A 12,086-nucleotide genomic window follows, 5' to 3' on the forward strand; every position below is an offset into this window, starting at 1 on the left:
CATTAATGAGATGGTTGTTGAATTTGTTTTTTGGGTGTATGTGGTGCAGGAGAGAGCATCAAGTGAACAAACTGTTGTGTCACATACTGCCAGTCCTGACGTAATGCCGTATAGCGGGCATTACGTTTTATGGAGGCAATTTTGTCTGGGCGATCACATAGTGCTAACACTCGGTCAATAAAGGTTTCATCGTCAACCCAGCCACCGTTTAAAGGAATGGATAGTCCTGATACATGGTTTTGCACATGCTGAGCTACAGCACCTCGTTGAAATCCAACCACAACGACACCACTTGCCATTGCCTCTATTACATTATTGCCGAGTAGTCCTTGTTTATTGGGCTGTAATAATATATCGGCTGAGGCATATATTTCAGGTAACTGACTGGTAGGAGCGTGGTTTAAATAGAAAATGCCTGGGAATCGGTGCTTTAAATGTTCTGCATTTTTGCCATCGCCAATACACACCATTTTGTGCTTTTTACTGGGGAAGTGTTCTCTAATAACCCGAAAGGTGCGTAAAGCGAGTTCAACATTATGGCGTTGGTCCAAAGGGCCTGTATATAAAAAAACTAAATCATGGCGGTCTGCTTGCCATTGTTCGCGGAGCTCATTACTTCGGTAACATGGGGCAAAACGTTTACTGTCAACACCATGGCTAAGAATAGCTAAACGCTTTAAGCGTAGCGATTGAAACTGTTGGGCATGGTGGATTGAGTTGACTAGAGTATATTTGCTTTTGGCGTTAAACCATGGCAGTACTAAGTGGTTGATAAAGTGTTGAACACAATGAAAAGGGGAGGCCATTGTGTAATTAAAGAGGCCTGTTACAGTTTGGATGTTTAACCTGTTAGCTAAGCGAACTACTTGCCACCCGATTAACGTGGGTGAAGAAATATATACGGCATCAGGTGGGTGTTGTATCCAGTAGTCAGTAAGCCATGATATAGACGACAGCCGTGGTAATTTGGTGCTTGTTGGTATGTGTGAGGGTGCAAGGCAGGTTAGTGCTGGGTGATAACGGTGATCTTTATTTCGGATATGAGGGCATATTAACTGTACTTGTAAACCAAGATGAAGCATTCCATCAATCAAATGGCACAGCATGGTATTGTGCGCTTGATCAAGTGGCACAGGTGTATTGGTGACGATAGCGATGGTATTTGGTTTGGGGGTCATAGGGAAGCTACTAGTCAGATTATCAGAGACTATGCAACTTCACTATGACGGCTGTATGAAAAAAATATGATGATAATATTATTGCTCGTAGAGCTTTTCATTGACCCACAGAATTGTTCCACCCGCTACAGCTGCAGGAATGACGAGTAAATTGACAAAGGGGATAAGTGTCATCAGGTATACAAGTCCACCAAAGCTGTATGTCATACTTTTTCGCTGCTTTAGTTTAGCAATAAGAGCAGGAAACGGTACTTTATTATTATCAGCAGGAAAGTCGGCATACTGAACGGCCATCATCCATGCTCCCCATATTATCCATACAACAGGTGCAATAAAGTTAATGACAGGAACAAATGTCAGTATCACTAGTAATAGCCAACGAGGAGCAATGTAACCTAGCTTGCGTAGTTCACGACTTAATGTTCTTGGGATGAGCAAAGAAAGTTCTTTCCAATCTAAAGGCGTTTCTGATACTGACAGGCCTAATTGTTGACGGGTATGCTTTTCAACTGCTTCAGATAAAAATCCATTAAATGGAGCAGCAATAAAGTTGGCTACCAGGGAAAAAGAGAAAAACACCAGTAAACACATTAGGATTAAGGCGATAGGCCAAATCAGCCAACTGAGAAAACTCAGAAACTCGGGTAACCAGGCAGTAAAGTTGCTGATTTGTGTGTTAATGAAACCAATGGAGTAATAAATCATCACAGAGAACAGGATGATATTGAGGGTTAAGGGAATGAATACAAACCGACGCATTCCAGGTTTAAAAATAAGTTGTAAGCCTGCAAAAAAATAGTGGGTCGAATGATTGGATTGCTGCATAGTAGCCATAGCTTTGGAGAGTTCTGATTAATCTTCGTTGTAATCGCTCAGTATATACCCATAACGAAGGGTCTTTAGGGGCGGCCGTCAAGTGATGAAGCCCCAGGAGCTTATATTAATAAGTGACTGGGGTGAAGAACGCGGACAACAAACCCTAAAAATGATTCGTGAAGGGTATACCTTGGAACATATGTATGCTCATCAAGTCCATCTAACACCTGACTCTTTAAGCAAACATGTCACTAATGAGAGTCTTTTGATACTAAATAGTTTTTCTTTATTAGCGTGATTGTTTTTATCAACTATTAAATCGTTGTGTAGTTAACGTATCATAATGGCCTGAAAAGTATTGTCGATTGTATATCTCTCGCAGTGAAAGTTATGTCTCACTAAATAAGTGGGCGAGAGAGTGCATGTAAGATGTTAATATTACGGCTTTGTGTGACATATTCGTTTGTTGACTGGATTTATCGCCTGCTTGACCTTATAACTCGGTAAGGTTCAGCATAACATCCAGTGAATGCAGTGAACTAATAAGGCTTTGCAAAGAATTAATTGGAGATAAGTAATGGCCGATACAAAGCATGCACGTTTGTTGATATTAGGATCAGGTCCTGCAGGATACACTGCAGCCGTTTATGCCGCTAGAGCTAATCTTAATCCTGTACTGATTACTGGCATGCAGATGGGAGGACAGCTGACCACTACGACAGATGTTGATAACTGGCCTGGAGATGTAGAAGGGTTGCAAGGTCCTGCTTTGATGGAAAGGATGCGTGAACACGCAGAGCGCTTCAATACAGAGGTTATCTTTGACCATATCAATAAGACTGACTTATCACAACGCCCATTTAGGCTAGAAGGCGATAGTGGTGTTTATACCTGCGATGCTCTGATTATTGCTACTGGTGCTAGTGCTCGTTATTTGGGACTGCCGAGTGAAGAAGCTTATAAAGGAAAAGGTGTATCAGCTTGTGCTACTTGTGATGGCTTTTTCTATAAACAACAAGATGTTGCTGTCATTGGGGGCGGTAATACTGCCGTTGAGGAAGCACTGTACCTGTCAAATATTGCTAAATCAGTGACGCTGGTACACCGCCGTGATGAATTCCGTGCTGAAAAAATCTTGCAGCAAAAGCTATTTGAGAAGGTTAACAATGGTAATATAAAGTTAGTGCTGGATAGTACCTTGCATGAGGTTTTAGGTGATGAGCAAGGTGTGACAGGTATCAGCGTAAAAAATGTTAAGTCAGGTGAGCTTTCGGAAATAGCTGTTGCCGGTGTCTTTGTCGCTATTGGCCATACACCGAACACAGACTTGTTTGTTGACCAGTTAGATATGAAAGATGGTTATATTAAGGTCAATAGTGGACTTAATGGTAATGCAACAGCTGCTAGCGTACCAGGTGTTTTTGCGGCTGGAGATGTGATGGATTATGTTTACCGCCAAGCGATCACTTCTGCAGGAACAGGCTGTATGGCAGCACTTGATGCTGAGCGCTTTTTAGATGAGTTAAAAAACTGAAAAACTAAATAGTTTACATGTGAACGACTTAGCCGGCACCGCCGGCTTTTTTTTGTGAATAATTTGCTTCAAATAAAAAAAGACATGTGATGATAAATTATTGACAAGGTTGTTAGATTTCTAAAGTAGAAGATTTTATGTGCTATTTTAAAAATATTGATAATAAAAAAAGAGCAACATACATCGTTTTGTATTAAATATCGCAAGGACTGCGAGAGAACTATGGATAATCAAGTACCGTTAAAAAACAGTCATACTTTACAACCAATTTCCTCTGTAGATGATGAAATTTCTTTGATCGATATTGTTAAAGTATTAGTAATCCATTGGCGTTGGTTATGTGGAATTGCTGTTGCAATTATTACTGCAACATTAATAGTGGCTTTTGTTAAGCCTGATACGTACAACTTTGTCAGTATTTATCAATTAGCCAAACGAAGCTGGAGTGACTTTATTGAGCCTCCTGAAGCGGTTGTTCAAAAAGCAAATAGAGTTTATTTACCCCAAGTATCTCGTAAGTTTACAGAACAATATCAGTTAAACGACTTACCTTTTAAAGTGTCTTTTCAAGTACTAAAAGACACAGGTTTAATCATGATATCGACTGACGCACACTTAAGTGAAACGGATAAAGTAAAAGAGTTCCATAAGGTTATTGTCGACAAAATTCACGTTTCCCAAACTGAGATGGTTGATCAAGCTTCAAGGAGTATGAAGCAACAACTATTGTCTGGAAGGAAAATGCTGGAGCAGGTTGAAGGTAATTCACAGTCAGCTAAGACAATGGAGTTACTCATGGCCGTTTCTTCGCTAGAAAATCAGCTTAATGAATTACAACCTGGCGTAATTATTGAAACAGCTACACAAAGTTTGAAGCCAAAAGGTATAAGTAAAGTTGTGTTAATCATTATTGGCTGTTTGTTAGCCATTATGTTTGGGATGTTTGGAGCCTTTACAGTGGAGTTGGTTAATCGTGTGCGTTTAAATTTGTCACTGGCGACCTAGTGATGTGAGCTAGCTTCAGTAATTTAAGAGGTTAATTTACACGGTATGTTATGCACTGCATGTTTATCACACAGTATAAAGTAGTCTATAAAGAAGGGATCAGTATAGATAAAATTTATTGTTGAACTTTGGTATATGATTGGTGCTTTAAGCGGTTATGGATAGGTGCAATTATCTTTACCCATTAACAAGATAAAAAGATTGTTTTTCTACCCTATTCAGTATAAAAAGGCACCTTGGTTGCGCTGATTTTCTCTTCCTACTGCTGATACTCCCTGTATCTATTCCACAGTTTGGCGTAGCTATCATTTAATCTGTGCCAATCCGGCCTTTGGAGCATAATAAGTGAAAATTTGTTTTCTTATGTATCCTTGGGAGCGTATTTCTCCTGAGACGGATACTACCCTGCGCATGATACACGAAACCGTAAGTCGTGGTCATACAGTGGCCCTAACGACGCCCAATAGTTTAACGATTCGTGATAACACGGCGCATGCTTTTTGTAATGTATTTAAGAAAACGACAAAACTGACGGCTAATATCCCAAATTTTTATAAAGCAGCGGACTTTAAGCGGTCAAAATTACCACTTGCAGGCTTTGACGCAATTATTATGCGGGCCAACCCACCGCTGGATACAGTTGCACTGAACTTTTTGGACTCAGTTCGTGACGATACTTTCATCATGAATGATATTGATGGTCTGCGCATCGCTAATAATAAACTGTATACAGCTTCTTTTAGTGGAGAAGCTCAAAAGTATATTCCTGTTACGCATGTTTCAAAAAATCGTGAGTATTTGGAACGTGTACTGATGGAGAATGATGCAGAGCGAATGATCTTAAAACCATTGAATGGTTTTGGTGGTCAAGGCGTTATTGTCATTGAAAAAAGGGCAAGGCAAAGTTTTCGTTCCCTTCTGGATTTTTATATTGGCAGTGGTGATAAAAGCAATTATGTCATTCTGCAGGAGTTTGTAGAGGGGGCTGAAAACGGTGATGTGCGTATTTTAATGCTGAATGGGGAGCCTATAGGAGCCATGCGTCGTCGTCCTGCCGAAAACGATGTGCGTTCAAATATACATGCAGGTGGTACTGAAATTAAACATGTTCTGACGAAAGAAGAAAAAGCATTATGTCAGGCAATAGGACCTAAACTGGTACGTGACGGATTATTCTTTGTTGGACTTGATGTTATCCATGGCAAGTTGATTGAGGTAAATGTGTTGAGTCCTGGTGGAATTACACGTATTAACCGTCTTAATAGAACAAAATTACAGAAAAAAGTGATCGACTTTGTGGAGAATGTGGTTTCTGCCAAAGAAATGATAGTGCAGCGTAAGACTGAGTTTCGCAAGGTAATAGAAGATGCAGAAGCGTACTGAAGCTGACATTATCAAGGCGATTAAAGCGGGAGAACCCTTTGAGTGCAGTATTGATGAGGGGTCTTTTCTTATTAAAGTAGAGGACTATGTTCCCTTTATTTGTACTGCCATTCATAATGGTAGTCAGTTACGCACAGAGCTAATAAATCGCTGTTTGCTGGATGAGGGTCAACGTTATTTTGAGGAAGATCCTTATACAGGAGAACTTGTTCGGTCTTTGCCAATAACACTGGTAGCATGTGACTCTCGGTATGAATACGACTTAAACCGTCCATTAGCGCAGTGTGTCTATAAACGTGCGTGGGGGTTAAAGGTTTGGCGTTCGCCATTGACGGATAAGCAGTGGCATCGAAGTACGGAAAAGCACCGCCAGTTTTACCGCATACTTGATGTATTAATTGCGGCACTGGAGCAACGTTTTGGTGCCTGTCTGGTGTTTGATATTCATTCATATAACAAAGGTCGACAACCAGATGATGCTCCAGTATTTAACTTGGGATTGGAGCAGGTGGATATGGATCGTTGGGCTCCAGTCATAGAGCGTTATCAAAATTGTTTGCAAGCTTTGCAGTTACCTAATTTGAAGACAAGTGTCGAAATTAATCGGGTATTTTATGGTCGAGGTTATATGATTGCCCATGTAAATAGCCGTTTTGAAAATACCCTGGTGATTCCTACTGAAATCAAAAAGGTATTTATGGATGAAAAAAGTGGAGAGCTTTACCCGTTAGTGCTGCAAAGCTTAAGTGAAGGGATGAAACATACTGTAGTTGATACAGCTGCATTTTTTGCACGGCGCTTTACACAGAAAAAACAGGCTAAGCGTAAGCATATGCTGGCAAGTTTAGTTGATCCTGCGATCAAGCGAGTTGATCGAGCGCTGTATCAGCTAGCCAAAGGTGTTAGCACATTACATTATGTTAATCCGATTAACATCGCTCATGAAATGAAGCGGTTTTTTTCGCATAGAACAAACTATCAGCCTGAATTTACTTATCGTCAGCTGGCGATGGACCCGTATTTACTTAGAGAAAAATTATATCGCTTACCTGTGGATGAAATTCGAGATGCAGGTATTCAACAACTGTATCGAGAGGTTATTGACACCATTTCGATGAAGGTTGATTTGTTGGTAAGCATAGGTACGGAACGGTTTATTTATAACTCTTTGCGTTACTACGGAGAACCAGGCAAGCAGGATATTGATAATGCGCGCTTTTTGCTTTATGCCCCTGCAATTGCTGAGCAGGAGGAGAATTCTGCTTTTGATGCGGAGCAGATGCGTGACATTTTGCATGAGAAAGCAGTTGCTTGGGGCTTAAATTGTAAAGTCGAAACCAGTTCTCGTTTAGTGGCTGCGGCGATGGTGAGTAATGGGCGTCGGGCTTTATTGGTTCGCAAAGATGCCAAGGTAACGGCTACAGAGTTACAGGCGTTAGCGCACCATGAGCTGGGTGTTCATATGGTGACAACCTTGAACGCAGGCTTACAGCCATTAAAAGTGTTTTCTCTAGGGCTTCCTGATAACACATTAACACAAGAAGGACTGGCCATTTTAAGTGAACATTTGTCAGGCAATCTGACGTTGAAACGCTTGAAGATGCTTGCGCTTCGAGTACTGGCCGTTGAGCAGATGTTGCTTTACCGAGATTTTCGTCATACCTGGCTGTATTTGACTGAAGAACATCATATGAAGTCAGATGATGCCTTTCGCTTAACAACGCGCGTTCATCGTGGAGGAGGCTTTACTAAAGATTATTTGTATTTACAAGGCCTTTGCCAGGCATTGCAACTCCATAAAAAGCAACCTATTCGTAACTTATTTATTGGTAAAACAGGTTTTCGCTTTTTACCTATTATCAATGAAATGATAGAGCGAGGTATGGCTAAAAAGCCCGAGTGGTTGCCTGAGTTTCTCTCTGCTCCTGTGGAGGCTGGCCCTGTAATGGACTACCTATTGCAGTCCATTCAGCCTTTTGACGTTAACAGACATCAAGCAGCAGTGATGATGCCAAAGGTAACAAGTGAGATCAGGCAAGCTATTTAGCTGGCTGTGGTTGTATCGACTGTTGTAATCCAAACTCTTCAGATAACGTCCCTTTTTCATCAGGTGCTGATTTAGGGGCGTAGTCTTTGGGAGGCGTTAATAAAGTATCGTCACTCTTTTCACGGCCCTCAGGTTCTGGAGATAAGGTTTGGCTGGCTAATAATGTATCTGTAAGCTGGTGAGATGCTGTCGGATCTTGGCTCAGTGTAGCAGCACTATTTGCCATATGTGCTTGTAAATCTTTGTAAGCATCTGTGACTCGGTTAAATAGCTGGGCCGTTTGGTTAAAGTGCTCATCTAGCTCTTGTTGGTGTTTTTGCATTTGCTTTTCCATGGCGGACAGCTTTGCTTCTAGCTGGCTCCGCTCTCCACCGCCAGTTGAGGCTCGATAAAGCCAAGCACCAATAATCGAGCCTATGACAAAGCTAATACAGCTGGCAAGCCAAAGATTCTCTGTCAGTTCCATGTTGTTTTCCCCTCTCACTTGATACTGAAATTAAATTTATTCAAGCAAGATTTGTGCAGATTTAGTGTTAATTGTGTTTCAAGCATTATGACAAGGTAGTGACCAACTCAGGTTTCATCGTACTTTCACTAAGTTGCCATTTATGGAGTTGGCCATTAAAGTTTCCTATCTTACAGCGACATTAAACACATAAAGGGGGGTATATCGCAAGCCTCCGTAATATTCGCTGACAGTATTTGAGCATAACTGGTTGTGCCATTTACCTAGAAGTAGAAAAAACTAAGAGAATTTATCATGAGCCCTATCGAGCGTTACCAGCAGGATTTACAACGAGAGGAGTTTTTATACGATGCGGCACAGGAACATGCGGTAAAACATCTTCAGCGCTTATATGAAACGCTTCAATCAGCATCATCAACTAAGCGTTCATGGTTCTTTTTTCGTTCAAAAAAAGTTGAGGCACCAATTAAAGGTCTCTATTTCTGGGGGGGGGTTGGAAGAGGTAAAACTTATCTGGTAGATACTTTTTTTGAAAGTCTAAAAACCCCAAAAAAATGGCGTACGCATTTTCACCGCTTTATGATGCGTGTTCATCAAGAATTAAAAGCGATTCCAGGAGAAAAAAATCCATTGGAGCTGGTGGCTGATAAATTATCCACTGACTTTCGTATTATTTGTCTTGATGAGTTTTTTGTTACAGACATAACGGATGCCATGATTCTGGCAGGGTTGTTAAAGCAGCTTTTTGCTAGAGGGGTAACGCTTGTTGCAACATCTAATATTGTTCCAGATGATTTATATAAAGACGGTTTGCAGCGGCAACGATTTTTACCTGCGATTGATCTGCTAAAGACTCATACAGAAATTGTTAATGTCGATAGTGGTGTTGATTATCGGCTCAGAGTTTTAGAACAGGCAGAGATTTATCACTATCCCTTGGATAATCAAGCCAGCCAGCAGTTAACTGCAAACTTTAAGCGCTTATCTGCGTTAGGCGAGGGGAATGTAGTCGAAGATTCAGCTATAGAAATTTTGGGCAGAGATATTCCCTTTAAAAAGTTGTGTGATGGTATTGCTTGGTTTTCGTTCACTCAACTTTGTGATGGACCACGTAGTCAAAATGACTATATTGAAATCAGTCGGCAGTTTCATACTGTTTTATTAGGAGAGATCCCTCAACTCACTGCAAAAGATGATGATTTAGCCCGACGTTTTATCAACTTGATTGATGAGTTTTATGATCGCAATGTCAATGTGGTTATGTCTGCAGCTGTAGCGGTCACTGAGCTTTATCAAGGTCAGAATCTAAGCTTTCCATTCAAGCGAACTGTCAGCCGCTTACAAGAAATGCAGTCTCATGAGTATTTGGCGCGTGCTCATCAACCATAAGCATTGAAAGAGTCTATGGTGCGGGGTTGGAATACTGTTGATGTATTTGTTCTATGGCATTAAGCACTTCATCATGCAATGTTATGTTCTCACTTGCAATGTCAGCTTTTAACTGCTCAATAGTTGTTGCACCTATTATGGTACTTGTTGTAAATGGCCGGCTACTGACAAATGCCAGTGCCATTTGCGCTGGGTCGAGTTCATATTCCTGTGCTAGTTGAACATAAGCTTCTGTAGCTTTTTGTGCATAGTGATTAGTGTATCGACTGAATCGACTAAAGAGTGTTAGACGAGCTCCAGCCGGTTTTGCGCCATACAAATATTTTCCTGATAGGACACCAAATGCAAGTGGCGAGTAGGCAAGTAACCCGACATGCTCTCTTTGAGCAAACTCTGCCAGGCCAACTTCATAGGTTCTGTTCAACAAGTTATAAGGATTTTGAATGCTGACGACGTTGGGCCAGCCGTGGATATCCGCTAGATGTAAGTATTGGCTAAGCCCCCAGGGTGTTTCATTAGAGACACCGATATATCGAACCTTGCCACTTGTCACTAGCTCTTTAAGGGAAGAAAGCGTTTCCTCTATAGAGGTAGTATTAGGTTTATCTTCAGCAAACTGATAACCCAGTTGACCAAAAAAGTTTGTGCTGCGAGCGGGCCAGTGGATTTGGTAAAGATCAATATAATCAGTGTTTAAACGTTTTAGTGAGCCTTCTACCGCGCGCATAATATCAGAGCGCTTCAGCGTGGGCCCTGTTTCATTAATATAATTGACCCAGTTACCTGGACCAGCCGCTTTAGTTGCAATAACCAGATCATTTCGCTGTTTATGGAGGGTCAACCATTCACCAAGTATTTTCTCCGTGGTGGTGTAGGTATTCGCTTTGGGGGGAACTGGGTAGAGTTCTGCGGTATCAATAAAATTAACACCAAGGCTGGTTGCGTAGTCAAGTTGTTGAAAAGCTTCAGCTTTATTGTTTTGCTCTCCCCAGGTCATGGTGCCTAGACACAGTTGACTCACATTTAGCGAAGTGTTTGCTAATGGTCTATAGTCCATGAGAAAAGTCCTTGCAGATTATGGGTGAAGGAATGAGTTGTAGCCAACAATAGGCGTGCTCATAAGACTGAAACGGTTAAAGGTTTGCAGATTTTGCTTGGATGAAATGTATACAGACTCAGTCTGCATGGCTTTGCAGGCTATTCTGACCTATTTATATTGTGGAGTTTTGTCAGTTTTCGGTCGTTAAAGTGGCATTCAATCTGCTTAGGACTTTTAAATTTTACCCCGATGCGTATAATTGCGCATTCGTTTCCCAACGTCTAATGCCCCTTAAACGCAAACATCACTTTACATCTCATGCCAAGGTGATAGGGGTGTTTGGTTTTGCCGGTAATTATTTCGGTCAATGAGGCAATTGTTTAATGAAAACGTTTAGTGCTAAACCAGAAACAGTTAAGCGTGACTGGTATATTGTAGACGCAGCAGATAAGACCCTAGGTCGTCTTGCTACTGAACTTGCTCGTCGGTTACGCGGCAAGCATAAGCCAGAGTATACTCCTCACGTTGATACTGGTGACTACATTGTTGTTATCAATGCAGAAAAAGTTCGGGTAACCGGTAACAAGAGCAAAGATAAAATGTATCACAGCCATACTGGATTCCCAGGTGGATTGCGTAGCATCAACTTTGATGGCCTGATCAACAAAGCACCTGAACGTGTTATTGAATTCGCAGTTAAAGGCATGCTGCCTAAGAATACACTTGGTCGTGCGATGTATCGCAAGCTAAAAGTGTATGCTGGCACTGAGCATCCTCATACTGCGCAACAACCACAGGTTCTGGAAATTTAAGATAAGGTCTGGCTATGTCTGCTACTCAATACTATGGAACAGGTCGTCGTAAGTCTTCGACTGCTCGTGTCTTCCTGAAATCAGGTTCTGGCGCAATTATTGTTAATGGTCGCGAGCTTGACCAATACTTTGGTCGTGAAACTGCTCGCATGGTCGTTCGTCAGCCTCTTGAGCTGGTCGAATTGACTGACAAGTTTGATATAAAAATCACTGTGGCTGGTGGTGGTGCTGCTGGTCAAGCTGGTGCAATTCGTCATGGTATTACTCGTGCCTTGATGGATTACGACAATAATCTTCGTCCTTCTTTGCGTAAAGCGGGTTATGTAACTCGTGATGCGCGTGAGGTTGAGCGTAAGAAAGTCGGGTTGCGTAAAGCGCGTAAGCGTCCTCAGTACTCCAAGCGCTAATTTACGTACT

General features: G+C 41.5%; 12 protein-coding genes. 8 read left to right on the forward strand and 4 right to left on the reverse strand.

Going from position 1 to position 12,086, the window contains the following annotated elements; translation table 11 throughout:
- Positions 1–2: 2 nt before the first annotated feature.
- Together ACQ96U_RS11085 and cysZ are read right to left on the reverse strand one after the other, a co-directional pair.
- Positions 3–1,178 carry a glycosyltransferase gene (locus tag ACQ96U_RS11085; protein WP_431721314.1) on the reverse strand — a complete coding sequence of 392 codons (1,176 nt, stop codon included), beginning with the start codon at positions 1,176–1,178 and terminating at the stop codon, positions 3–5.
- A gap of 78 nt (positions 1,179–1,256) precedes the next feature.
- Entirely contained in the window at positions 1,257–2,003 is a 747-nt protein-coding gene (gene cysZ / locus ACQ96U_RS11090) for a sulfate transporter CysZ (RefSeq protein WP_431721315.1), read from the reverse strand.
- Between the two features lie 91 nt (positions 2,004–2,094).
- On the opposite strand from cysZ, the gene ACQ96U_RS11095 reads away from it, so the two are divergent.
- From ACQ96U_RS11095 to ACQ96U_RS11115, 5 genes are all read left to right on the forward strand, one after another.
- Positions 2,095–2,292, forward strand: coding sequence for a hypothetical protein (locus tag ACQ96U_RS11095; protein WP_431721316.1), 198 nt, complete (start codon positions 2,095–2,097; stop codon positions 2,290–2,292).
- Positions 2,293–2,571: 279 nt separating this feature from the next.
- Entirely contained in the window at positions 2,572–3,528 is a 957-nt protein-coding gene (gene trxB, locus ACQ96U_RS11100; RefSeq protein WP_431721317.1) for a thioredoxin-disulfide reductase, read from the forward strand.
- Between the two features lie 222 nt (positions 3,529–3,750).
- The gene (locus tag ACQ96U_RS11105) at positions 3,751–4,533 is read left to right on the forward strand and encodes a hypothetical protein (protein WP_431721318.1); all 783 of its coding nucleotides are present in this window, start codon (positions 3,751–3,753) and stop codon (positions 4,531–4,533) included.
- A gap of 345 nt (positions 4,534–4,878) precedes the next feature.
- Positions 4,879–5,916, forward strand: coding sequence for a glutathione synthase (gene gshB, locus ACQ96U_RS11110; protein ID WP_431721319.1), 1,038 nt, complete (start codon positions 4,879–4,881; stop codon positions 5,914–5,916).
- Positions 5,900–7,963 (forward strand): flavohemoglobin expression-modulating QEGLA motif protein, encoded by a 2,064-nt coding sequence (locus tag ACQ96U_RS11115; protein ID WP_431721320.1) that lies wholly within the window; start codon positions 5,900–5,902, stop codon positions 7,961–7,963. Before gshB ends, ACQ96U_RS11115 begins: the two co-directional genes overlap by 17 nt.
- Here the strand turns inward: ACQ96U_RS11115 and ACQ96U_RS11120 are convergent.
- Positions 7,956–8,429 carry a YhcB family protein gene (locus ACQ96U_RS11120; protein ID WP_431721321.1) on the reverse strand — a complete coding sequence of 158 codons (474 nt, stop codon included), beginning with the start codon at positions 8,427–8,429 and terminating at the stop codon, positions 7,956–7,958. The genes ACQ96U_RS11115 and ACQ96U_RS11120 overlap by 8 nt on opposite strands.
- Positions 8,430–8,723: 294 nt before the next feature.
- Here ACQ96U_RS11120 and zapE point away from each other — a divergent pair, with 294 nt between their 5' ends.
- Entirely contained in the window at positions 8,724–9,818 is a 1,095-nt protein-coding gene (gene zapE / locus ACQ96U_RS11125) for a cell division protein ZapE (RefSeq protein WP_431721322.1), read from the forward strand.
- A gap of 13 nt (positions 9,819–9,831) precedes the next feature.
- Here zapE and ACQ96U_RS11130 read toward each other — a convergent pair whose 3' ends face one another.
- Positions 9,832–10,875, reverse strand: a complete 1,044-nt coding sequence (locus ACQ96U_RS11130; RefSeq protein ID WP_431721323.1) for an NADP(H)-dependent aldo-keto reductase — start codon at positions 10,873–10,875, stop codon at positions 9,832–9,834.
- A gap of 365 nt (positions 10,876–11,240) precedes the next feature.
- On the opposite strand from ACQ96U_RS11130, the gene rplM reads away from it, so the two are divergent.
- The gene (gene rplM, locus ACQ96U_RS11135) at positions 11,241–11,669 is read left to right on the forward strand and encodes a 50S ribosomal protein L13 (RefSeq protein WP_431721324.1); all 429 of its coding nucleotides are present in this window, start codon (positions 11,241–11,243) and stop codon (positions 11,667–11,669) included.
- 14 nt (positions 11,670–11,683) lie between these two features.
- Positions 11,684–12,076: a 30S ribosomal protein S9 gene (rpsI, locus tag ACQ96U_RS11140; RefSeq protein ID WP_431721325.1), complete on the forward strand. Its 393-nt coding sequence runs from the start codon at positions 11,684–11,686 to the stop codon at positions 12,074–12,076.
- The last annotated feature ends 10 nt before the right edge of the window (positions 12,077–12,086 follow it).

Source organism: Zooshikella sp. RANM57 (genome assembly GCF_050749885.1).
In the GTDB taxonomy this organism is placed as follows: Bacteria; Pseudomonadota; Gammaproteobacteria; order Pseudomonadales; family Zooshikellaceae; genus Zooshikella.